This is a genomic window from Parabacteroides sp. AF17-3, from assembly GCF_003635445.1.
Classification (GTDB): Bacteria; Bacteroidota; Bacteroidia; order Bacteroidales; family Tannerellaceae; genus Parabacteroides; species Parabacteroides goldsteinii.
On record NZ_QTMM01000005.1, the window covers coordinates 33,114 to 56,946 of the forward strand.

19 protein-coding genes are annotated in these 23,833 nt (G+C 40.3%); all 19 read left to right on the forward strand.

Going from position 1 to position 23,833, the window contains the following annotated elements; all coding sequences use genetic code 11:
- Position 1: 1 nt before the first annotated feature.
- Positions 2–559, forward strand: a complete 558-nt coding sequence (gene def, locus DWW91_RS07695) for a peptide deformylase (RefSeq protein ID WP_007657090.1) — start codon at positions 2–4, stop codon at positions 557–559.
- A 19-nt stretch (positions 560–578) separates the two neighbouring features.
- Entirely contained in the window at positions 579–2,126 is a 1,548-nt protein-coding gene (locus DWW91_RS07700; RefSeq protein WP_007657088.1) for an acyl-CoA carboxylase subunit beta, read from the forward strand.
- A gap of 29 nt (positions 2,127–2,155) precedes the next feature.
- On the forward strand, positions 2,156–2,482 hold the full coding sequence (locus DWW91_RS07705; protein ID WP_007657087.1) for an acetyl-CoA carboxylase biotin carboxyl carrier protein subunit: 327 nt from the start codon (positions 2,156–2,158) through the stop codon (positions 2,480–2,482).
- Between the two features lie 255 nt (positions 2,483–2,737).
- Positions 2,738–4,867 (forward strand): tetratricopeptide repeat protein, encoded by a 2,130-nt coding sequence (locus DWW91_RS07710; protein ID WP_199722562.1) that lies wholly within the window; start codon positions 2,738–2,740, stop codon positions 4,865–4,867.
- Positions 4,868–5,022: 155 nt separating this feature from the next.
- Complete coding sequence (thrS, locus tag DWW91_RS07715) at positions 5,023–6,978, forward strand: threonine--tRNA ligase (RefSeq protein WP_007657085.1); 1,956 nt, start codon at positions 5,023–5,025, stop codon at positions 6,976–6,978.
- 33 nt (positions 6,979–7,011) lie between these two features.
- A complete protein-coding gene (gene infC / locus DWW91_RS07720) occupies positions 7,012–7,656 on the forward strand; it encodes a translation initiation factor IF-3 (protein WP_122327385.1) in 645 nt (214 codons plus the stop codon).
- A gap of 50 nt (positions 7,657–7,706) precedes the next feature.
- On the forward strand, positions 7,707–7,904 hold the full coding sequence (gene rpmI, locus DWW91_RS07725) for a 50S ribosomal protein L35 (RefSeq protein WP_007657083.1): 198 nt from the start codon (positions 7,707–7,709) through the stop codon (positions 7,902–7,904).
- A gap of 106 nt (positions 7,905–8,010) precedes the next feature.
- Positions 8,011–8,355, forward strand: a complete 345-nt coding sequence (gene rplT / locus DWW91_RS07730; protein WP_005635321.1) for a 50S ribosomal protein L20 — start codon at positions 8,011–8,013, stop codon at positions 8,353–8,355.
- Between the two features lie 455 nt (positions 8,356–8,810).
- Complete coding sequence (locus DWW91_RS07740) at positions 8,811–10,985, forward strand: beta-N-acetylhexosaminidase (protein WP_122327386.1); 2,175 nt, start codon at positions 8,811–8,813, stop codon at positions 10,983–10,985.
- Between the two features lie 128 nt (positions 10,986–11,113).
- Positions 11,114–13,357: a GH92 family glycosyl hydrolase gene (locus DWW91_RS07745; RefSeq protein ID WP_046147204.1), complete on the forward strand. Its 2,244-nt coding sequence runs from the start codon at positions 11,114–11,116 to the stop codon at positions 13,355–13,357.
- A gap of 457 nt (positions 13,358–13,814) precedes the next feature.
- Entirely contained in the window at positions 13,815–15,734 is a 1,920-nt protein-coding gene (locus DWW91_RS07750) for a UDP-N-acetylglucosamine 4,6-dehydratase family protein (RefSeq protein ID WP_122327387.1), read from the forward strand.
- A 394-nt stretch (positions 15,735–16,128) separates the two neighbouring features.
- On the forward strand, positions 16,129–16,884 hold the full coding sequence (locus DWW91_RS07760; protein WP_228100092.1) for a 3-deoxy-manno-octulosonate cytidylyltransferase: 756 nt from the start codon (positions 16,129–16,131) through the stop codon (positions 16,882–16,884).
- A gap of 16 nt (positions 16,885–16,900) precedes the next feature.
- Positions 16,901–18,475 (forward strand): aldolase catalytic domain-containing protein, encoded by a 1,575-nt coding sequence (locus tag DWW91_RS07765; RefSeq protein ID WP_010802963.1) that lies wholly within the window; start codon positions 16,901–16,903, stop codon positions 18,473–18,475.
- Entirely contained in the window at positions 18,468–19,163 is a 696-nt protein-coding gene (locus tag DWW91_RS07770) for an inositol monophosphatase family protein (protein ID WP_010802964.1), read from the forward strand. The genes DWW91_RS07765 and DWW91_RS07770 overlap by 8 nt, the downstream gene beginning before the upstream one ends.
- Positions 19,160–19,969, forward strand: coding sequence for a glucose-1-phosphate cytidylyltransferase (gene rfbF / locus DWW91_RS07775; protein WP_010802965.1), 810 nt, complete (start codon positions 19,160–19,162; stop codon positions 19,967–19,969). Before DWW91_RS07770 ends, rfbF begins: the two co-directional genes overlap by 4 nt.
- Before the next feature lies 1 nt (position 19,970).
- Positions 19,971–21,026, forward strand: coding sequence for a CDP-glucose 4,6-dehydratase (rfbG, locus tag DWW91_RS07780; protein ID WP_010802966.1), 1,056 nt, complete (start codon positions 19,971–19,973; stop codon positions 21,024–21,026).
- On the forward strand, positions 21,023–21,940 hold the full coding sequence (locus DWW91_RS07785; protein ID WP_010802967.1) for an NAD(P)-dependent oxidoreductase: 918 nt from the start codon (positions 21,023–21,025) through the stop codon (positions 21,938–21,940). The genes rfbG and DWW91_RS07785 overlap by 4 nt, the downstream gene beginning before the upstream one ends.
- Before the next feature lie 210 nt (positions 21,941–22,150).
- Positions 22,151–23,266: a glycosyltransferase gene (locus tag DWW91_RS07790; protein ID WP_122327388.1), complete on the forward strand. Its 1,116-nt coding sequence runs from the start codon at positions 22,151–22,153 to the stop codon at positions 23,264–23,266.
- Positions 23,250–23,831 carry a dTDP-4-dehydrorhamnose 3,5-epimerase gene (gene rfbC / locus DWW91_RS07795; protein WP_122327389.1) on the forward strand — a complete coding sequence of 194 codons (582 nt, stop codon included), beginning with the start codon at positions 23,250–23,252 and terminating at the stop codon, positions 23,829–23,831. Before DWW91_RS07790 ends, rfbC begins: the two co-directional genes overlap by 17 nt.
- The last annotated feature ends 2 nt before the right edge of the window (positions 23,832–23,833 follow it).

Sequence of the window (23,833 nt, forward strand, 5' to 3'; positions counted from 1 at the left end):
TATGATTTTACCAGTATACTTATACGGTCAGCCTGTGTTAAGAAAAGAGGCTGAAGATGTACCCAGGGATTATCCGGAATTAAAGCAGTTAGTAGCTAATATGTTCGATACGATGTACAATGCCGATGGAGTAGGCTTGGCCGCTCCCCAGGTTGGGTTGTCGATTCGTTTGCTTGTGATCGATGCTGATGTGATGGGAGATGATTTCCCTGAATGTAAAGGATTCAAGCGTGCGATGGTTAATCCGGATATCGTTGAAAGCAGTGAAGAAGAGATTTCTATGGAAGAAGGTTGTTTGAGCCTTCCTGGCGTACATGAGAAAGTGTCCCGTGCCAGCAAGATCCGGGTGAAATATTTTGATGAAAACTGGGAGGAACATGACGAGGTGGTAGATGGTTTTGCTGCCCGTGTGGTACAGCACGAATGCGAGCATCTGGAAGGTCACGTGTTCATCGACAATGTTTCGGCTATCCGTCGCCAGTTGAATAAAGGAAAACTAAATAGTATTATTAAAGGGACTGCTCGTTGTTCATACAGAGCAAAAGCTGTCGGTAAATAATAAAAATCTATTAAATAATATGACAGATTTAAGTAAAAACATTCAGGCCCTCAGGGAGAAGAAAGCCGTCGTTGAGATGGGTGGAGGCGAAGCTGCTATCGAAAAGCAGATCGCAATGGGTAAACTTACTGCCCGTGATCGTATTCTTTCCTTGCTGGACAAGAACTCTTTTCATGAGTACGATTTGTTTGTAAAGCACGATGGCCGTGACTTCGGAATGGATAAGAAAGATTTTCCGGGTGATGGTGTAGTTACAGGTACAGGTACTATTTTCGGTGCTCCGGTATGTATCTACGCACAGGACTTTACTGTAGCCGGTGGTTCATTGGGTTTGCAACATGCTCGTAAGATCACTAAGATCATGGATCATGCATTGAAGATGAAATGTCCGATTATCGGTATCAACGACTCGGGTGGTGCACGTATTCAGGAAGGTGTTGGTGCTTTGGCCGGATATGGTGAAATATTCTATAGAAATACAATCGCATCAGGCGTTATCCCTCAGATCTCATTGATTCTGGGTCCGTGTGCCGGTGGTGCTGTTTATTCACCTGCTTTGACAGACTTCGTGTTCGTGGTTGAAAATATCTCCAAGATGTTTATCACCGGTCCGAATGTGATCAAGACTGTTTTAGGTGAAGACATCTCTATGGAAGACCTGGGCGGTGCCCGTGTTCATGCGGAAACAACAGGTAATGCTCATTTCTATGCCTTGAGCGAACAGGACTGTTTCGAACAGGTTAAACGTCTGGTCAGCTTTATCCCCTGGAATAACCAGCAGCGTGCCAAGACTACTGAGCCAAAAGAACCGACAGCGATGCTGAACATTGAAGAAGTTGTTCCTGCTGATCCGAAACAGCCGTACGATGTTCGTGACGTTATCAAATGCATCGTCGATGATTCCGACTTCCTGGAAATTCAGGAACTGTGGGCTGCCAATATCGTGATCGGTTTCGGTCGTATGGCAGGCGAAACAGTCGGTTTCGTTGCTAACCAGCCGATGGTGCTGGCCGGCGTACTCGATTGCGACAGTGCCGACAAAGCAGCCCGTTTCATTCGTTTCTGCGACTCATTCAATATTCCTATTATTACCTTGGAAGATATGCCGGGTTACCTGCCGGGCGTAGACCAGGAGCATGCCGGTGTGATCCGTCACGGGGCAAAAGTATTGTATGCTTATTCGGAAGCAACTGTGCCTAAGATCACAGTAATCTTGCGTAAGGCTTACGGTGGTGGTTACATTGCGATGAACTCGCGTCACCTGGGTGCCGACTTTATGTTTGCATGGCCGAGCGCAGAGATTGCCGTTATGGGACCGGAAGGTGCAGCCAACATTATTTTCCGTAAGGAAATCATGGAAGCTGAAGACCAGAATGCAATGCGTCAGGAAAAAGTGAAAGAGTATATCGAGAAGTTCGCTAATCCTTATGTGGCAGCTTCGAAAGGATTTATCGATTCTGTTATCGAGCCGAAAGAAACACGTGCGTTGTTGCTTCACGCTCTGAAACTTTCTATTTTGAAAGAGGAATACAGACCGGCTAAAAAGCACGGAATCCCTCCGTTCTAATTAAATCCGTACATATACTTTTTGAAAATATGGAAAATAAAGAAAACGAATATGTAGATTTTGTAGTTACTGCCCGTAAATACAAAACACTGCTGACAGAGAAATATAAGAACCGTAAGATGTGGCATAAGCCCTTCGTCGGTGATGTGATTTCGACTCTTCCGGGAACTGTCGTGAAGATCTATGTGGAAAAAGGGCAGGAAGTTGAAGCCGGCCAGTTGCTCCTCATTCATCAGGCGATGAAGATGTACAATCGGATCGTCGCTCCGGTATCCGGAGTGATTACTGAGTTGGATGTAACCGAAGGAGATAAGATCGCAAAAGATCATTTGATGGTAAAAATACAGCCGAAGTAAAATTTGGTTATTTCATAATACGTGCGAAAAGGTTGTGCCAGTAGTGTTTATACACTGGTGCAACCTTTTTATTTGATACATTTTACATTCAATTTAAGTTTTTTGGCTTGATTACGGTTTGTTGAGAATTATTTTTGCTACGAACCGTTTTAACATTCACATGAATTGCTTATTTTTGTTCGCTGAATAAAGAGGGGTGTCAAAAGTCTGTTGAAACCTTTTGGCATGCCTCTTTTTAACACTTAAGGCAATCTGATGAAAAAAATATTCCTCTTTTTGATGTTTGTAGCATATTCGTTAGCGATGTCAGCGCAGATCAATACGGATCGTGTTCTGGCTATCGGACGTAATGCCTTGTATTTTGAAGATTACGTATTGTCGATACAATATTTCAATCAAGTCATTAAAGCAAAACCTTGGATCGCGGAACCCTATTTCTACCGCGCTGTTGCCAAGATCAATCTGGACGATTATAAGGGAGCGGAAGAAGACTGTACGCTATGTCTCCAGCGGAATCCATTTCTGGTTCAGGCTTATTATGCCCGCGGTATTGCCCGCCAGAGCCAGGAAAAATATGCCGAAGCGATTGCCGACTACGACAAAGGTCTTGAATTTAAACCCGAAGACCGCCAGATGCTTGTTAATAAAGCCGTAGCCAATATCCAACGGAAAGACTATGATGATGCCGAAAAGACTTTCGATGTGCTGATGAAAGCGCATCCTAAATATTCGATGAATTACCTGACCCGTGGTGCTATGTACACCGAGAAAGGCGATACGGTAAAAGCGCTTGCCGATTATAATAAGGCTATTGAAATGGACCCCTATTATGCTCCGTCCTATGGTAACCGTGCGATCCTGCTTTATCAGACAAATGATCTGAAAGGTGCTTTGGCGGATCTGAACGAGGCCATCCGCTTGAATACCCGTGAAAGTGGCTATTATATCAATCGTGGTTTGGTACGTTACCAGATGAATGACCTCCGTGGTGCGATGGATGATTACGATCAGGTAATCGGTATGGATAAAAATAATCTGATTGCCCGCTTTAACCGGGGACTCCTCCGTTATCAGGTAGGCGATAACAACCGTGCTATCGAAGACTTCGATGTGGTGATCCAGCAGGAACCGGATAACTATATGGCTTATTATAACCGTGCTCTCCTGCGTTTTGAAACAGGTGACTACCGTGGTTCTGTTCAGGACTTCGATGTTGTTTTAGGTCAATATCCAAATTTTACTCCGGGTTATTACAGCCGTTCCGAAGCTAAGCGTAAAATGAATGACCAGGTAGGTGCCGATCGCGACTACTGGACCGCTATCGAAATGGAAAACAATTCGAAGAAAGACCGCCAGTCTGCGCAGGGTGGAAATGCCATGGCCTCTACTAATACGACAGGACAGGATAGTAATGCTTCTTCTTCGGATGACAAAGGTGAAAATACACGTGAGAAATCAGATAAGAACATCAGTAAATTCAATCGCCTGGTGGTGTATGACAAAGAGGAGGAACGCAGGAATAAATACCAGAGTGATGTCCGCGGACGTGTGCAGGATCGTAATGTCCGTGTAGATATCGAACCTCAGTTTGTCCTGACTTATTACGAAAAGATTGATCCGATCAAGAAAATTGTCTATTACGACAAGACGATCGAAGAATATAATGCCCGTATGGTGTTATCACGCAAACTGCGTATAACCAATGAAGAGGCTGCCCTTACGGAAGATCAGATTTCGGTTCACTTTGCCTCGATCAATGATTATTCCGCGAAGATAGAAGTCCAGCCGGGAAATGCGGATGCGTGGTTTGGCCGTGCAGTAGATTATATGCTTGTACAAGACTTTACGGAAGCTATCAAAGATTTCAATAAGGTTATCGAACTTGATCCGACCTATACGATGGCTTATTTCAACCGTGCAGTGGTACGTTACAAACAATTGGTTTATGATATGTCCCAGACTACTACAACCGATGACTTGTCAGCCTCTATGGGTAGTATGAACTTTAAGATGGGGCAGAGTCCGACACAGCCGAAAGCTCCTTCTGATCCTAGATCGGCCGAAGTGAAGGATAAAAGGAAGGCTTACGAACATGAATTGATTACACGTGATTACGATATGGTTATCCGTTTGAATCCCGGATTTGTGTATGCTTACTTCAACCGTGGAAACTTACGTTGTGTGCAGCGTGACTTCCGGGCGGCCATACAGGATTATGATGAGGCGATCAAACGTGACCCTGATTTTGCAGAGGCTTATTTTAACCGCGGACTGGCTCATCTCTCCCTGGGTGATGCCAATCAAGGTATTGCAGACCTGAGTAAGGCAGGCGAATTAGGTATTATCAATGCCTATAGTATCATCAAACGTATGACAAGCAATTGATCTGAATAAGCTTTTTTAGATTCAAAACAGGCATGTTTCCCAACAAAACATGTCTGTTTTGGGTTTAAAGCATATATCTTTTGACCTAAAAAGATCATTTTACGAAAAAGAATGCTAAATTTGCATGCTAATTAAAGAATTATAGAGAACAGATTATGATAAAGATTACATTTCCGGATGATTCCGTAAGAGAATACGCCGAAGGAACAACTGCTATGCAGATCGCAGAAAGCATCAGTTCCCGTTTGGCTCAGGAAGTTTTGGCCGCAAGTGTGAACGGAGAAACATGGGACCTGTCTCGTCCGATTATGCAGGATTCAACTGTGAAGCTGCTGAAGTGGGATGATGAAGAAGGTAAACATGCTTTCTGGCACTCAAGTGCTCACCTGATGGCTGAAGCACTGCAGGAACTTTATCCTGGCATCAAGTTCGGTATCGGTCCGGCTATCGAGAATGGATTCTACTATGACGTAGATCCGGGTGAAGCTACAATCAAAGAAGGTGATTTCGCAGCAATCGAAGCAAAGATGCTGGAACTGGTAGCTAAAAAAGAAGAAATCAAACGTCAGGACATTACCAAGGCTGATGCCATGAAAATGTTCGGTGACAGAGGTGAAGAATATAAAACTGAGTTGATCAGTGAACTGGAAGACGGTACGATCACAACCTATACACAAGGCTCTTTCACAGATTTGTGTCGTGGTCCGCATTTACCTAACACATCTTACTTGAAAGCTGTAAAGATTCTGAGCGTGGCCGGTGCTTACTGGCGTGGTGATGAAAAACGCAAACAGCTGGTTCGTCTGTATGGTATCACTTTCCCGAAAAAGAAAATGTTGGATGAATATCTGGCATTACTGGAAGAAGCCAAAAAACGTGATCACCGTAAGATCGGTAAAGAACTAGAGTTATTCACATTCTCTACCGCAGTAGGAGCAGGTCTGCCATTGTGGTTGCCCCGTGGTACTCAGTTGCGTTTGAAACTGGAAGATTTCCTGAAACGTATCCAGAAGAAATACGGTTACCAGCAGGTAATGACTCCGCATATCGGAGGCAAACAACTGTATGTAACATCTGGCCACTATGCAAAATACGGTAAGGATTCATTCCAGCCGATCCATACTCCGCAGGAAGGCGAAGAATTCCTGTTGAAACCGATGAACTGTCCTCACCATTGTGAGATATTCAAGGCATTCCCGCGTTCATACAAAGACCTGCCTTTGCGTTTCGCAGAGTTCGGTACGGTTTACCGTTATGAACAGAGCGGTGAGTTACACGGTTTGACGAGAGTACGTGGCTTTACGCAGGATGACGCCCACCTGTTCTGCCGTCCGGATCAGTTGAAGGATGAATTCCTGAAAGTAATGGATATTATCTTTATCATTTTTAAAGCGCTTGATTTCGAAAACTTCGAAGCCCAGATCTCTTTACGTGATAAAGTGAACAGAGATAAATACATCGGTTCGGAAGAGAACTGGGAAAAAGCTGAAACCGCTATCATCGAAGCCTGTCAGGAAAAAGGCCTGAAAGCTAAGATCGAATATGGTGAAGCTGCTTTCTATGGTCCGAAACTCGACTTTATGGTGAAAGATGCTATCGGTCGCCGCTGGCAGTTGGGAACTATCCAGGTAGATTATAACCTGCCGGAACGTTTCGAGCTGGAATATACAGGTGAAGATAACAAAAAACACCGTCCGGTAATGATTCACCGTGCACCGTTCGGCTCAATGGAACGTTTCGTTGCCGTGCTGATCGAACATACAGGAGGTAAATTCCCGTTGTGGCTGACTCCGGATCAGGTATGTATCATGCCTATCAGTGAGAAGTTCAATGAATATGCATGGGACATCGCCCGTCAGCTGGAAGAACAGGATATCCGTGTTCTGGTAGATGACAGAAATGAAAAAATCGGTCGTAAGATTCGTGACAATGAATTGAAACGTATTCCTTATATGCTCATCGTCGGAGAAAAAGAAGCAGAAAATAATGAAGTTTCTGTAAGAAAACAGGGCGAAGGTGATAAAGGTTCGATGAAAATTGCTACCTTTGCAGCGCTTTTGAACGATGAAGTAGAGGACATGATGAATCGTTGGCAAAATAAAAACAAGTAAATAACTAATAACGAGGAGAATAAATCTTTTTGAATGAAGAATGACAATCTGAAAGAACAGTACAGAATCAACGAACGTATTCGTGTTCGTGAAGTTCGTTTAGTAGGTGACAATGTAGAACAAGGTGTATTTCCTACATCTCAGGCATTAAAAATGGCTGAAGATCAGGGATTGGACCTGGTAGAAATTTCACCCAATGCTGCGCCCCCCGTTTGTAAAATAACCGATTATCAGAAATTCCTCTATCAGCAGAAAAAGCGGCAGAAAGAGCAAAAAGCGAAATCTGTGAAGGTTGTTGTGAAGGAGATTCGTTTCGGACCTCAGACAGATGATCATGATTATAACTTCAAACTGAAGCATGCTAAAGGATTTCTGGAAGAAGGCTCTAAAGTGAAAGCATATGTGTTCTTTAAAGGACGTTCCATTCTTTTCAAAGAGCAGGGTGAAGTTTTATTGCTTCGTTTTGCCAATGATTTGGAAGACTACGGTAAAGTAGAACAGCTACCGGTTTTGGAAGGTAAACGTATGATCATCATGCTGACACCTAAAAAAGCAGGAGCACCGGCTACAGCAGCTGCTCCGAAACCAGCATCTGCAGGACCGGCAAAGCCTGTGGTTAAGAAAGTGATAACTTTGAAGCCGAGGACAGAATCTGAAGCTGAAGAAAATAAAGAATAAAAAACGCCCGTAGAGGGTGTCAAGTTTAATAATTAAAACAAAATTGGAAAATGCCTAAGATGAAGACTAATTCCGGTGCCAAAAAGAGGTTCGCCCTTACCGGAACAGGAAAAATCAAAAGAAAACACGCTTTTAAAAGTCACATTTTGACTAAGAAGACTAAAAAAGCTAAGAGAAACCTTACTCACACTGGCCTTGTTGCTACTGTTGATGTAAACAGTGTTAAGCTAATGCTTGGCATGAAGTAATCTTCTTAAATTAAGCGAGTTTTACAAAGATTTTTATTAACCGAATGTATTTAGCAAGTAAGATCATCATAAAGGATGACGCTAACATTCAAAACAGATTAGAATTATGCCTAGATCAGTAAATCATGTTGCTTCAAGAGCAAAAAGAAAACGGATTTTAAAACTTACCAGAGGTTATTATGGTGCACGTAAGAATGTGTGGACCGTAGCAAAGAATACCTGGGAAAAAGGTTTGACTTATGCATTCCGTGACCGTCGTAACAAGAAACGTAACTTCCGCGCATTGTGGATCCAGCGTATCAACGCTGCTGCTCGCCTGGAAGGTATGTCTTACTCTCGTTTGATGGGAGCTTTGCATGCTGCAGGAATTGAAATCAACCGTAAGGTGTTGGCCGACTTGGCTATGAACCATCCGGAAGCTTTCAAAGCTATCGTTGCAAAAGTAAAGTAAATTGATATATAAATGTCAATAAGAGAAGGGTTCCGGTTTCGGGACCCTTTTTTTGTTAGCTTTTTGCAATTCATACCTTCTGAAACACTGAGACTTTACTTTTTTATTCATTATTTAAGGGGAAATTGTTGACATTTTGTTTGGAAGATTCAAAGGCTTTACATATCTTTGTGATAAGAAAAATGAGTTAGCCGCACTTGTTCGATTGGGAAACTCATCAGTTTTTTTTAATTCCGAGACAAAGCTCTTGTCGCTAATGGCGGGCCGCACCCTTCGGGGCATGCATCGCACAGCGGATTACAAAGGTGGCAAAGCACTCAAATCCTGTCATACGGAGTTTGTTCATATCTACGGTGCGGCTTTCTTCTCATATAAAGGGAAAATCTCTTACGGGATTTTCCCTTTTTCTTTGTATATTTACCGCACCAAGAATAAATACACAAAAACTGATTATTATGTTACTGCCAAAACAATCGCGCATAGCGATGACGGGTGTTACTGTAGTATGCTCTTTGCTTCTTGTTGCCTGCTCTCCGAAAGAGACTGTGCAACTGAATGTAATCCCGCTGCCTGCACAGGTTAGTGCTTCAGGAGGCTTTTTGAAAGTCGACAGTGCTGCTGTTTTTTCTACGGCAAAGCCTGCAAATGTTCGCTTTATCGTGGATGAGTCAATAGGTGGAAATCCGGAAGGATACCAGCTTGTAGTGAATGAAAAGGGTATCGACCTGAAAGCAGCCACCAGGACAGGTCTGTTCTATGGCGAACAGACACTCCGTCAGCTGTTTTCTCCCCAGGGAGTCCCTTATGTCACCATACAGGATGAGCCTCGGTTCAAGTACCGAGGGATGCACCTGGATGTGTCGCGTCATTTCTTTCCCAAAGAAGAAGTATTCAAGTTGCTGGACGTGATGTCCTTTTATAAGCTGAATAATCTGCATCTTCACCTGACGGATGCAGGAGGATGGCGTATCCTGATGGATAAATATCCTAAACTGACTACGGATGCCGCTTTCCGTACCGAATCCGACTGGCGGAAGTGGTGGGATGGAAAAGACCGCAAATATCTTCCTGAAGGAACTCCGGAAGCCTATGGCGGTTATTACACCAAAGACGATATACGTGCGATCGTTGCCTATGCAGCATCTAAACATATTAATGTATTGCCGGAAATCGAATTTCCCGGTCATTCGGAAGAGGTCCTGTTTGCTTATCCGGAGTTAAGTTGTTCCGGTCAGCCTTATAAGAATGGAGATTTCTGTATCGGTAATCCGAAATCATTTACCTTTATGGAAGACGTACTGGATGAAGTGATCGAACTTTTTCCATCCGAGTATATTCATATAGGAGGGGACGAAGCCGGTAAAGGTGCCTGGAAAACCTGTCCTAAATGTCAGGCTTTGATGAAAAAGAATGGCATGAAAAGCGTGGATGAACTGCAAAGTTATATGATACATAAGGCAGAGGAACATCTGATCTCTAAAGGCCGTAAGCTGATCGGCTGGGATGAGATACTGGAAGGTGGCCTTGCTCCGGAGGCTACCGTTATGTCCTGGCGTGGCGAAAGTGGTGGCATTAAGTCTGCCCGTATGGGACATGACGTGGTGATGACACCGGGTAATTATATGTATTTTGACTTCTACCAGGCTGATCCGAAAACACAACCTTATGCTATCGGCGGATATACTCCGATTAAGAAAGTGTATAGTTATAATCCGATTCCGGTCGACTCCCTGACTGCCGAAGAAAGTAAACACATCATGGGAGTACAGGCCAATACCTGGACAGAATATATTCCGAACGAACAACATCTGGAATATATGATGTTTCCTCGTGCTTTGGCTTTGGCTGAAATAGCCTGGTCGCCTCAGGAAAAGCGTGAATGGAATGACTTCAAACCCCGTATGAATGCTCATATTTCAAAATTACAGCAGATGGGCATCAATACATTTACTCTTTCCGACGAACTGGAAGTAACGATGAAGGTCGATACGGTCAGCAAACAGATTGAAGTCTACCTGGATGCCGAAAAGTATCCGGCAGAAATCCGTTATACGACGGACGGTACTGTCCCGACAGCCTCCTCCACAGTTTACGACGGGATGATTCAGGTGAAGGATTCAGCTTATATCAAAGCAGCCATTTTCAGTAATGGCCAGTTGCAGGGAACCCCGACCGAGAAGAAAGTCGATTACCACCGCGCCATCAACAAACCTATACATTATAATAGTAAGTTGTATCCTGGTTATATGGCAGGCGGTATGAATGCACTGCTCGATGGCTATCGGGGAGGGCTGACCTATCTGGATGGTCGTTGGCAGGGCTACCTGAACGATCTTGATTGTGTGATCGATATGGAAGAAGTTACCGATATTCACAAAGTATCCGCCCGTTTCATGCAACTGATCGGGCCGGGAGTTTTCCAACCGGCTACAGTCGAGTTATTGACATCCGAAGATGGAACGAATTTCACTTCACAGGGAATTATCCCGACCACCATCTCCAATAAAGATCCCGAACTTTCTTTCCAGGAATATCTCTTCCAGGGAGACTGGAAAGCCCGCTATGTCCGTCTGAAAGCTGATGAAGCGAATAAGGGGTTCATCTTTGTGGATGAAATCGTCGTATGGTAAGAAGGATAATGAACCGATGTGGTAAATATGCCAATGTGCCGATTCTAAGAATGAATGCATATGTATCTCATTGGCATATTGGCACATTTTCAAATTAGCATATTATTAATTAACTAAATAAATCGAGAATGAAGAAGCAAGTAATGAGCCTCCTGCTGTGTGGTAGCCTGATGGCGGCAGCACAACAGCCGGTAGATTATGTAAACCCTTTTATCGGGACCAGCAACTACGGGACTACTAATCCCGGAGCCATCTGTCCCCAGGGTATGATGAGTGTCACTCCATTCAATGTGATGGGATCGGAGAGCAACCGCTTCGATAAAGACAGCCAATGGTGGTCCACTCCATACTCAGCCGACAATGACTACATGACAGGTTTTGCCCATGTAAACTTGAGCGGGGTAGGTTGTCCCGAATTAGGTAGTCTGTTATTGATGCCGACCGCCGGCGAACTGAAAGTCGATTACCGGGAATATGGTAGCAAATATAAGGATGAAGTAGCCCATCCCGGTTATTATAGCAATGTCCTGACAAAATATGGTATCAAGACCGAAGCGACAGCCAGTATGCGTACCGGCCTTAGCCGTTTCACTTTCCCGAAAGGGCAGGGGAATATTCTGCTGAACCTGGGAGAAGGATTGACCAACGAAACCGGAGCAACCGTTCGTATCGTCAACGAAACTGAGATTGAAGGAAGCAAGTTGCTGGGAACTTTCTGTTATAACCCGCAGGCCGTTTTCCCGATCTATTTCGTAATGAAGGTCAGCAAGGCTCCCAAGTCGATGGGATACTGGAAGAAACAGCGTGAAATGAAAGGTGTGGAAGCCGAATGGGATGTCTATTCAGGCAAATACAAACTATATACCAAGTATAACCGTGAAATGAGCGGTGACGATGTCGGTGTATGGTTCACCTATGATACGGAAGAAAACGAAGCCATCGAAGTCAAAATGGGTGTCTCTTTTGTCAGCATCGAAAACGCCCGTCTCAACATGAATACGGAACAACCCGGTTTCGATTTCGATAAAGTCAGGACAACCGCCAGCAATATGTGGAACAGCGATCTGTCTCGTGTAAAGGTAGAAGGCGGTAGCAAAGACGACAAGACAATTTTCTATACCGCTTTATATCACCTGCTGATTCATCCGAACATTATTCAGGATGTAAACGGTGAATACCCGATGATGGAAAGCCTGAAAGTAGGTCATACTACCGGAAACCGTTACACCGTATTCTCTTTGTGGGATACCTATCGTAACGTAAGTACTTTGATGACCTTGCTTTTCCCCGAACGTCAGCTCGATATCATCCGTACCATGGTCGATATGTATAAGGAAAGCGGCTGGTTGCCTAAGTGGGAACTATACGGACGTGAAACCCTCACGATGGAAGGTGATCCTTCCATACCTTATATAGTAGATGCCTGGATGCGCGGCCTTCGTGATTTCGATGTAGAAACAGCTTACGAAGCGATGCGTAAAGGAGCTACTACACCGGGTGAGTTCAACCTGCTTCGTCCGGACAATAACGATTATATGAGCAAAGGATATGTTCCGCTTCGTGAACAATACGACAATTCTGTATCCCATGCTTTGGAATATTATATAGCTGACTGGAACCTGTCCCAGTTTGCCAAAGCATTGGGAAAGAAGGAAGATGCAAAACTCTTCTATGACCGCTCAATGGGCTATAAGCATTATTACAGCAAAGAATTCGGTACGCTTCGTCCGATTCTGCCCGATGGAACATTCTATTCTCCCTTCAACCCTAAACAAGGTGAAAACTTCGAACCCAATCCCGGTTTCCATGAAGGAAGTGCCTGGAACTATACTTTCTATGTTCCCCACGATATCCCCGGTCTGGTTAAGCTGATGGGAGGCCAGAAGAAATTTGTAGACAAATTGCAGATGGTATTCGACGAAGGCCATTACGATATGGCAAACGAACCGGATATCGCCTATCCATATCTGTTCAGTTATTTCAAAGGTGAAGCCTGGCGTACACAGAAGCTCGTTCGTGAATTGTTAAGTAAATACTATCATAATGCACCGAACGGTCTTCCCGGCAATGATGATACCGGAACCATGTCAACCTGGGCCGTTTTCTCTATGATGGGATTCTACCCGGCTTGTCCCGGCGATATGGATTATGTACTGACTTCGCCGACCTTCAATAAGGTTACTATCGATTTGAATAAGAAATTCTATCCAAAAGGTGAGTTAGTAATCGAATCCATGCATAATAATCCGGAAGACATCTATATTAAAGAAGTAACAGCTGACGGAAAGAAGCTAAAAGGCTATACTATTTCTCAGGAAGAATTGGTAAATGCCGGAACGCTCAAATTCATTTTGGAAGATACGCATAAGTAAGAAAAATAAATTATTGTAAGGGAGCCCTGGGGAGTAATGAACTTCTCAGGGCTTTTTGCATTTAGGAAACTGTATTATGAGCGTAAAGATTGATAGGGTTATTTGTTATTGGATGTAAAATCTTTAAAAAATAATGAAGGGGTAATTCAAAATGACTAGAAAAAACGATCGTTTTTTCTAGTCATTTTTTTGTGCTGCAAAGGTAAGTGATATTTATTGAAATACAAAGAGTTTCTGAGAAATTATCTATTTGTTCTTCAATGTTTTAATTCGTTTTTTTCAAAAAGCCGCTTCAATCATAGGTTAACAAAAATTAGGTAAATATAGTGACTAGAAAAAACGATCGTTTTTTTTAGTCACTCCAATGACCTTTAAGTATAAGAGTTACAATGATTTATGTAGGTTGGCCGCTTGGGACTGACGAACTTTTTTACATAATATCCTTAATTTACAACTTATGAATATCAATGGTTTTGCACTAGTATTATCACGCGTTAAATTTTTTAACCGTTGGATCGTCCTATTTATTGACTTATTTCTATCAATTCTGGCTACTGCTACTTCTCTGTCATTCCTATGGTATATCCTTGGAACAGAGCTTGTGGACGATTCTCTTTTTCATATATTATCCATTTCTTTCTGCAGCAGTCTGGTGAGTTTCTTTTTGTGCCAGACCTATAAAGGTGTGATCCGGCATTCTGCATTTACAGAAGCTGGACGTCTTGCTTTATCCTCATTAATAAAGGTACTTTTCATCGTCGTTTTGGTCTACCTGACTACGACGATTCAATCTCCTCGTGAATTAGCCTTAGGAGCTGTAGTAGACTTGTTCCTTACCTTCTTCCTTTTGACAATACTCCGTGTTTTCATGATCGTTTTCTATTCAATTATAGTCAATAGTGTATCCTTGAATCAAGGAAAATTATTGATCTATCAGGGTGATAAATCCGGAACTTTCTTGTTTGATGCTTCCCTGAGTGACAAACTATTGTATAAAGTTTGTGGTTTCCTGCGCTTTGGAGATCATACCTGTTTACGTGTAGGAAAATACAGAATTTATTCAATTAAAAAGCAAGTAGACTTTAACCATTTGGTTAATAGGAAAAATATTAAAGCAGTATTGTTTACGGACTATCATTTAGTAAAAGAAGAGAGTGAGCGTTTAGTCCGTTATTGTGAAAAGAAGAAAGTTCGTATGTTGATGCTTCCTTCTGTAGATGAATTGAAGAAGGGTAAGGTTAATTTCCGTAATCTCCCTGAGGTACATATAGAAGATTTATTAGGTCGTGAGGAAATATGTATCAATATGACTGAAATCGCCACTTCCTTGAAAGGCAAAGTTGTTTTGGTAACCGGAGCCGCCGGTTCTATCGGTAGCGAATTATGCCGTCAACTATGTACATTCAATCTGAAACAATTGATCTTGTTCGACAGTGCAGAAACACCTATGCACAACATACGTTTGGAACTGGAAGAAAAATTTCCTCAGGTAGAATTTGCTGCCGTAATGGGAGATATCCGGATGATCGACCGTGTAGAGTCCCTTTTCTTGCGTTTCCAACCTCAATATGTATTTCATGCGGCTGCTTATAAGCACGTACCTTTGATGGAGGAAAATCCTTGTGAAGCAGTCCATACGAATGTATATGGAACCCGTAATGTGGCGGATATGGCAGTCAAATACAATGTAGATAAATTCATAATGATTTCTACTGATAAGGCGGTTAATCCGACTAACGTAATGGGAGCTTCCAAACGCCTGGCAGAAATCTATGTACAAAGTTTTAGTATTGCTATCAGCAAAGGTTTGCATCCAGGCAAAACCCGTTTTATCACGACTCGTTTTGGGAATGTTTTAGGAAGTAACGGTTCTGTTATTCCCCGTTTTCGTGAGCAATTAGCAAAAGGAGGCCCTTTAACAGTGACTCATCCCGACATCATCCGCTACTTTATGACAATCCCGGAAGCGTGTCGTTTGGTGCTCGAAGCCGCATTTATGGGCAAGGGCAATGAAATCTTTGTATTCGATATGGGAACTCCTGTAAAGATCGTTGATCTGGCTCGTCGTATGATCGAATTGGCAGGTCTTGTCCCCGGCGAGGATATCGAAATTCAATATACGGGGCTCCGCCCGGGAGAAAAACTGTATGAGGAACTTCTGGCAACTAAAGAGAACGTCCTCCCTACAAATAATGCTAAAATATATCGCGCTCAGGTGAGAGAATATGATTACAATGATATTTGCTCGGTTATGAGTCCGTTGATTGCTTTGGCGATTAAAGTAGATAAAATGGGGACAGTCCAAATGATGAAAGGGATTGTACCGGAGTTTAAGAGTAAGAATTCGGAGTATGAGGTGTTGGATAAGGTTGAATAATATTCTCTTTATCTGTCCTTTGTTTGATCAGTGGATATTATGCCGATGGAATTTGTATCTGGCTATCCTTTCTGACATTGCTGGCTTGGCCGGTAATCTGTTCTTGATACTCAACTATATGCCTGCTTCTTATAATACCATCGAGTGAGAAAAGGCTTGACAGATGACTTTCGAAATCTGGGGAACGGTTATCAATATACATTCTGGCAGTTATATAAGTTATGGTGGATTGATTATGTTTTTTATTCTGAATCTTTAAAAGGAAAGGATTGTTTTTCTCCTAACGCGCCTTATAGTGATCATAATATGGTTGTTTGGAGAGGATGTTTGAAAAATCTGATAAATAGATTGTTATAACAAGTGTTTTTTGATACGTTTTTCTTTGTTAAGAAATATGAAATTTAAAAATAGAGATATGAATGTAATAGGTATTATTCCTGCTCGTTATAAGAGTACACGATTTGAGGGTAAACCTCTTGCGAAGATTTGTGGGCATCCTATGATTTGGTGGGTATACCAACGTGTTTGTCAAGCACAAAAAATTAAAGAAGTGTTTGTTGCTATAGATGATGAACGTGTTCGTAAGGTTTGTGAAGAACTTGATATTAAGTATGTAATGACCCGAAGTGATCATCCTGAGCATATTTCTCGTATTCATGAAGTTGCTGAAAAAGTAAAGGCTGATTTATATGTTTGTGTGAATGGTGATGAGCCTCTTATTTCACCTAAATGTATTGATCAAGTTATACCCTGTGAGATAGATGATAATTTCTTTTTTAGTGGTGCTATGCGTACATTAACAGACCCTGCAGAAACTATTGATTCTGCTAATATAAAAATTGTTATGTCTGACATTGGACGTTGTGTGTATATCAGCCGTACTCCTGTTCCCTATCCTAAAGGGACCTTAATGTTTAGCTATAAGAAGTATGTTGGTATTGAGTGTTTCTCAAAAAAAGCACTTGATTTCTTTGTGTCAACACCTCAAGGTAACATTGAGCGCATTGAAGATATTGATCATCTTCGTTTTTTGGAGCATGGAAAAGAACTTCAATTTACCCTTGTTGATTCAGAGTCGATCTCTGTAGATACTCGTAAGGATTTGGAAAAAGTCATTTATATAATTGAGCATCAAGGAGCTAATTTGTAAATCAAAAATACTGAAAATGAGAAAGATTCAAATATTAGATTGTACTCTTAGAGATGGTGGTTATATTAATGACTTTCATTTTGGAGAGAGGGGTATAAAGAAAATTATTGCGCAGCTCTCATCTGCAAATATTGATATTATTGAATGTGGATTCTTGGAAGATGGTAATAATGATCCTGAATATTCTTTATACACAACAGTTGATCAAATAGCTAATATTTTGCCTTCTCAGCGTAATGAAAATACGATGTATGTGGCAATGGCTTGTTACGGTGAATATGATCTTGCGCAATTGGCCCCTTATGATGGAAAATCAATAGAAGGAATTCGTGTGACTTTCCACTACAATGAGGTGGAAGATGCCTTAGAATATTGTCGCCAGATTCAAGCAAAAGGTTATAAAGTTTTTGTTCAGCCTGTCGGTACAACCAGTTACACCGATGAACAATTGTTATGGTTGATACGTAAAGTAAATGAATTAAAGCCATATGCTTTCTATATTGTTGATACGTTAGGACTAATGCATCAACATGATGTGTTGCGTTTTTTCTATTTAATTAATCACAATCTTGCAACAGGTATCCACATAGGATTCCATAGTCATAACAACTTACAGTTATCATATTCCAATTGTCAATGTTTGGCTTCTGTGGAAACGGAGCGTGTAATATCACTTGATTCATCTGTTTTTGGTATGGGGCGTGGTGCTGGTAATCTTAATACGGAGCTTATTGCCAACTATCTTAACACAAAGTCTCGTTGTTATGAAATAGAACCAATTTTAGAAGTGGTGGATGAATATATTATGCGTATTAAGCAAGAACATGATTGGGGATACAGTGTACCATATTATCTTGCTGCTATTAACGGATGTCATCCTAATTACGCATCATATCTGTCAAGTAAACAGACACTTAATGTTAAGAGTATTGGTACGATTCTGCGTATGATTGAGCAGGATAAGCGTTCGTTGTTTGACAGGGAACTCGCTGAAGAGAAATATCGTGATTTTCAAGCTCATGAGGTTGATGATAGTGGATCAATAGCAACATTAAAAGCAGCAATAAAAGGTCGTAGTGTTTTACTTATTGCTCCTGGACCATCACTTAATGAACACCAAGAAGAATTGTTGCAGGTTGCAAAAGAGCATAAGTGTATAGTGATGTCTGCAACTTTCATCCCCAATTTTATTGATTGTAACTATGTGTTTCTTAGTAATTTGAAACGTTATAATACAACGTTTAATCCTCAGAAGAAAGTTGTCTGTCTTATACATACTTCAAATATTGAAGTAGTTGAAGCTAATGCAGTGAGGGTTAATTATACTTCGTTACTTGATGAAGAAAATGTAATAATGGATAACTCTAGTATAATGCTTATTAATCTGTTGACGAAATTGGAACCTTTACAAGTATATCTTGCAGGTATGGATGGGTATAAGGCAGATACAAGTAATTATGCAGAAGAGCGTCTTGTGTTAAATCAATCAAAGGATAATGCAGAAGCAATAAATAAAGCAATGCGTAATCGTATTGCAGAACTTCGTAAATCGCTTAATATCTCATTTATAACTCCATCGCTTTATGAATAAAAATATTTGCCGTGGAATATATGCGTTGATATGTGAGCATTTAGATGATATTCTAACTTTGCGTAATACTAGAATTCTTAAAGATGACCTGTCTTTTGTTTCAAAAGGTGATTTGCTTTGTGATAAATTGGTGAAAAACTTTATCAAAGAAAATTTACCTAACAGTCACATTGTTTCGGAGGAGATAAAAGAAAGTTGGAATATACCTACAAATGCAGAATATATAGTGACGGTTGATCCAATAGATGGTACAGAAAACTTTGTTTCAGGTTTGAAAGAGTGGGGAATTGGTATTAGTATCTATCATAATGATAGGCATTTTCAGTCAATGATAGCATTACCGGAGTTTAATATTTGTCTTGTAACAGGAGATAAGTTGGAACGTATTTCAGGTTCGCGCCTTTGTGGTCTGCCTTCCTATATGAAACCTGAACATTTTGAACAGCTTGATAGAGATTATGAATATCGTCAACTTGGATGTTGTATGTTGAATATGTATAATGTCATTAAGGGGTGCTTTACTAAATTTCATCATCTAACAGGTTGTTATTCTTGGGATATTTTACCAGGAATGAATCTCGCAATAGAACATGGACTTAATGTCGAGATTGAAGGGAAGAAGTATTCAGGATGCTTTTTACAGCCGGGAATTAAATATAAGTTTGTAGTTAAAGATTCTATTATATGAAAGTTGTACTACTTGCAGGTGGATTTGGCTCTCGGATAAGTGAAGAGAGTGTGTTTAAACCTAAACCAATGATAGAGATAGGTGGTATGCCGATTCTTTGGCATATAATGAAAGAATATGCTTATTATGGGCATAATGAGTTCATAATTTGTGCTGGTTATAAACAAGAATATATAAAAGAATGGTTTGCAAATTATTTTCTGTATAATTCTGATGTAAGTTTTGATTTTCGGAATGGGAAAAACATCATGACGGTACATTATAGTAATTTGGAACCATGGAAGGTTACAGTTGTTGATACAGGTTACAATACTATGACAGGTGGACGTATCAAACGTATTCAAGAATATGTGGGTGATGAATCATTTTTCATGACTTATGGTGATGGAGTTTGTGATGTGGACATGAATAAACTTCTTGAATTTCATAAGTCTCATGGTAGGATTGCAACCTTAACAGCAGTAAAACAGGTTCAAGAAAAAGGAGTATTAGAAATAGGTGGTGATCAAGCTGTAAAGGCTTTTCGCGAGAAAAACATTAATGATGGTGCTCCTATTAACGCTGGATATATGGTACTTGAATCTGCTGTATTTAATTATCTCACAGATGATTCTTGCGTTTTTGAACGTGAACCGCTCCATAGGTTAGTTAATGAAGGGCAGTTGATGTCCTATATTCATACTGGTTTTTGGCAATGTATGGATAATGTTCGAGAAAAAACTATGCTTGAAAATTTGCTTGTTGCGGATAAAGCTCCTTGGAAGAAATGGGAGCGTGTAATTCCTAATAATCCTTATAGCGAATAATATGGAAAATATTTTAGAATTTTATAATGGGAGACGTGTTTTTGTGACTGGTCATACAGGTTTCAAGGGATCATGGCTCTGTAAAATGTTGGTTAATGCTGGAGCAAAGGTAACAGGATATTCATTGGAACCTCCCACATCACCTTCTCTTTTTAATATTGCAAATATAGCGAGTGATGTTCATTCCGTGATTGGCGATATTCGCGATTTGGCTTTATTGAAAACCATTTTTAATGAGGTTCAGCCTGAAATTGTGTTGCATTTGGCTGCACAACCAATTGTGCGTGATAGCTATAGAGATCCTGTTTATACTTATGAAACGAATGTGATGGGTACGGTCAACATTTTGGAGTGTGTTCGTCACTTTTCATGTGTCCGTTCTTTTTTGAACGTAACAACCGATAAGGTATATTTAAACAAAGAGTGGGTGTGGGGGTATCGAGAGAATGAAGAATTGGATGGCTTTGATCCATATTCAAATTCCAAGTCTTGCTCCGAGTTGGTTACACATTCTTATAAGAACAGTTTCTTCTCAGATAGTAAGGTTGCCATTTCAACGGCTCGTGCTGGTAATGTGATAGGTGGAGGAGATTTTGCTAAGGATCGTATTATCCCCGACTGTGTTCGTGCAGCTCAAGCTAAGGAAGATATAATTGTACGTAATCCCTTTTCTACACGTCCTTACCAACATGTATTGGAACCTTTGTATGCTTACCTTATGATTGCAGCTCGTCAGTATGTGGATGGAAGATATGCTGGTTATTATAATGTGGGGCCTGATGATGTGGATTGTTTTCTGACAGGAGCACTTGTCGACCTTTTTGTACAGAAATGGGGTGATGAGATGAAGTGGATTAATCGTTATGAAGGTGGTTTTCACGAGGCAAACTTCCTGAAACTTGATTGTTCTAAATTGAAAAATACTTTTGATTGGGTACCCCGTTGGAATCTTGAAACCGCTATTATCAAAGTTGTAGAATGGAGCAAATGTTGGATCAATGGAGAGGATGTGAGAATATGCATGGATAAACAGATTAATGAGTTTTTGGAAAAATGAAAAAGGTTATTATAACAGGAGCAGATGGTTTTATCGGAAGTCATACTGTTAATTATTTTTTAGCACAAGAAATAGAAGTTTTGGCTATTGATATATGTGATATACCCCATCGTTTGGTTCCCGATGGAAAGAAGTTGAAGTATATGCAGTGTGATATTGCGAATATTCAAGAAATGAAAGAAAAAATCCCAACAAACTATTATGACACTTTTATACATTTTGCTTGGGTGGGTTCTGCTGGGCCAGCACGTATGGATTATAATCTTCAAATACAAAATGCTCTTAATACAGTGGAATGTGTGAAGGTCGCTAAAGAGTTGGAGTGCAGTCGTTTTGTATGTGCCGGTAGTATTATGGAGTATGAAGTTGAAGCAGCAGTTCATGCACAAGGTAGTCAACCAGGTATGGGATATATCTATGGAATGGGTAAGCATATAGCACACTGTATGTGTAAGGTTGTGGCTGTGAATATAGGAATTGAGTTAATATGGCCAATGATAACCAATGCTTATGGGGCCGGTGAACTTTCACCTCGATTTGTGAATACTACTTTACGTAAGTGTATTAATGGAGAACCTCTTCAGTTCACTGCTGCTACACAAAATTATGATTTTGTGTATGTGACAGATGTTGCTAAAGCTTTCTATTATATATCAAAGAATGGTAAACCATTTTGTGAATATATGATTGGTAGTGGTAAGGCTCGACCCCTCAGAGAGTTTATTCTTGAAATGCAGCAAGAGTGTGCCCCTGAATCAACACCATTGTTTGGTGATATTCCTTTTACAGGAACAAATATGCCGCTTTCAACGTTTGATACCACGATTACAGAGAAGGACACAGGCTTTAAACCAGCAATTAGCTTTGCAAAAGGTACACGTATGACAAAAGAATGGCTTGCTGCTAATAAGTGATTGAATATTAGTGGTTTATTTTTTTGTGGAGCAGTCGTTGTTCTTGTTTATAATGTCAGTAAGTATATATAAACTGGTTGACTCATTGCAAAAGTAAACCTTTAAAATAGGGAACTAATATTAGTTAATGATGGTTCTACAAAGTTTGTAAGAGGTGTGTAAAATCTGATAGTCGTATAAAAAATATATAGGGTAATTAATCGGTAATATATGAGGAGAATAAAGATTGCGTATATTGTACATGGCTTGGGCTTTGAAGGAATTTCTGCATTCACTTGCAATTTGATGGCACATCTTGATATGTCTCAGTTTGATGTTACAATAATAATGGCTGTTGATAAAAACGGTGTACTTCAGAAGCGTGAGAAAGAAGTTGCGGATTGTGGGGTTAAGATATTGCGTACATGTGATCTTGGTTCTATTTCTCGTTTGCAGACTCATTTGCATATGTTAAAGGAAATTCTTGTAAAGGAAGGTCCTTTTAATGTGATTCATAGTAATATGGATAAATTAAATGGTTTGAATCTAAAGGTTGCAAAGGAATTGAGAATCCCCAAGCGTATCAGCCATTCTCATTGTGCAAATAGAGTTAAGTATATAAATCCTTTAAAAGATATGATTGCTACTATTTATCAGAAATTTATGTTTAGTATGATTAAGTGGTACGCAACAGATTTTGTTGGATGTTCAGATTTGGCGAACAATTATATGCATAATGGAAAAGGAGATGTAGTTGTTAATGGCATAGCTTTAAATAAGTTTTATCGAAATATCAAACAATCGAGTCCTCTTTTTGAAGCGAAAGCAAAGGTTTTAGGAGTAGTTGCTCGTGTATCACCTCCGAAAAATCCCTTTTATTTTATTGGTATTGTTCGGGAATTATCTAGAATACGTCAGGATTTTACACTTGTATGGATTGGTGACAGTAATGCAAATCTTTTATTAGATCAGATTAAATTAAATGGTTTAGAAAAATATTTTAACTTTTTGGGGCAAAGAAATGATGTCGCTGATTTATTACAGTATATAGACGTGTTTTTAATGCCTTCGTTATTTGAAGGACTTCCTATTTCTGCTGTAGAGGCGCAAGCTTCAGGATGTGAATGTTTGTTATCTGATAATATTACTCGTATGGTAGATGTGGGGTTGTGTTCTTTTTTACCTATAGGCGAAGGAAATGAAGGACTTTGGGCTGAAAAAATTAATGAATTATTGAATAAAAAGCGGACAAAATTACCAATTGAAAAATTAAAAGTTTTTGATGTACAAACGATGGCGGATTCAATGTCTGATATTTATATGCGAAAATATGATACGAAAATTTGATTTTGAAGAATTTGATTTTGAAGAATTTGATTTTGAAGGTGCATACCTTATACAACCATTTTATGTGACTGATGAACGAGGTGGTTTTGTTAAAGACTATAATGTGGAAATATTCAAGGTCAATGGGATTGAACACGAATTGAAAGAGGTATTTTACACAATTTCTAAACGGGGAGTTATTCGTGCAATCCATTTTCAGCTGGTAAAGCAACAAGCAAAACTTGTACGTTGTATATCCGGACACGTATATGATGTAATTGTAGATCTTCGTCCTAATTCATCCACATTCGGTCAATGGAGAGGGGTTGACTTAACGGGGGAAAATCAAAAAACGCTTTATGTGCCTCAGTTTTTTGGACATGGTTATCTTGTGCTGGAAGATTCTGTTGTGTCATATAAATGCAGTGAGGTCTTTTATGGTGAAGGTGATTCTGGTATTATGTATAATGATAGTGAAATTGCGATAGAGTGGCCATTTGAGAAAATTGGAGGTATAGAGAACATGATTATATCAGAAAAAGATAAGGCATTGATGAGTTTTGCTGATTACAAAAAACTATTTTAAGA

What these genes read in the sequence shown, in the direction of transcription:
- rpmI (WP_007657083.1), top strand. Translation starts at nt 7,707, where the DNA reads ATGCCTAAGATGAAGACTAATTCCGGTGCCAAAAAGAGGTTCGCCCTT.
- DWW91_RS07785 (WP_010802967.1), top strand. Translation starts at nt 21,023, where the DNA reads ATGAAAAAGGTTATTATAACAGGAGCAGATGGTTTTATCGGAAGTCAT.
- thrS (WP_007657085.1), top strand. Translation starts at nt 5,023, where the DNA reads ATGATAAAGATTACATTTCCGGATGATTCCGTAAGAGAATACGCCGAA.
- DWW91_RS07760 (WP_228100092.1), top strand. Translation starts at nt 16,129, where the DNA reads ATGAAATTTAAAAATAGAGATATGAATGTAATAGGTATTATTCCTGCT.
- rplT (WP_005635321.1), top strand. Translation starts at nt 8,011, where the DNA reads ATGCCTAGATCAGTAAATCATGTTGCTTCAAGAGCAAAAAGAAAACGG.
- infC (WP_122327385.1), top strand. Translation starts at nt 7,012, where the DNA reads ATGAAGAATGACAATCTGAAAGAACAGTACAGAATCAACGAACGTATT.
- def (WP_007657090.1), top strand. Translation starts at nt 2, where the DNA reads ATGATTTTACCAGTATACTTATACGGTCAGCCTGTGTTAAGAAAAGAG.
- DWW91_RS07710 (WP_199722562.1), top strand. Translation starts at nt 2,738, where the DNA reads ATGAAAAAAATATTCCTCTTTTTGATGTTTGTAGCATATTCGTTAGCG.
- DWW91_RS07705 (WP_007657087.1), top strand. Translation starts at nt 2,156, where the DNA reads ATGGAAAATAAAGAAAACGAATATGTAGATTTTGTAGTTACTGCCCGT.
- DWW91_RS07745 (WP_046147204.1), top strand. Translation starts at nt 11,114, where the DNA reads ATGAAGAAGCAAGTAATGAGCCTCCTGCTGTGTGGTAGCCTGATGGCG.
- DWW91_RS07700 (WP_007657088.1), top strand. Translation starts at nt 579, where the DNA reads ATGACAGATTTAAGTAAAAACATTCAGGCCCTCAGGGAGAAGAAAGCC.
- rfbF (WP_010802965.1), top strand. Translation starts at nt 19,160, where the DNA reads ATGAAAGTTGTACTACTTGCAGGTGGATTTGGCTCTCGGATAAGTGAA.
- DWW91_RS07765 (WP_010802963.1), top strand. Translation starts at nt 16,901, where the DNA reads ATGAGAAAGATTCAAATATTAGATTGTACTCTTAGAGATGGTGGTTAT.
- DWW91_RS07750 (WP_122327387.1), top strand. Translation starts at nt 13,815, where the DNA reads ATGAATATCAATGGTTTTGCACTAGTATTATCACGCGTTAAATTTTTT.
- DWW91_RS07790 (WP_122327388.1), top strand. Translation starts at nt 22,151, where the DNA reads ATGAGGAGAATAAAGATTGCGTATATTGTACATGGCTTGGGCTTTGAA.
- DWW91_RS07770 (WP_010802964.1), top strand. Translation starts at nt 18,468, where the DNA reads ATGAATAAAAATATTTGCCGTGGAATATATGCGTTGATATGTGAGCAT.
- rfbC (WP_122327389.1), top strand. Translation starts at nt 23,250, where the DNA reads ATGATACGAAAATTTGATTTTGAAGAATTTGATTTTGAAGAATTTGAT.
- DWW91_RS07740 (WP_122327386.1), top strand. Translation starts at nt 8,811, where the DNA reads ATGTTACTGCCAAAACAATCGCGCATAGCGATGACGGGTGTTACTGTA.
- rfbG (WP_010802966.1), top strand. Translation starts at nt 19,971, where the DNA reads ATGGAAAATATTTTAGAATTTTATAATGGGAGACGTGTTTTTGTGACT.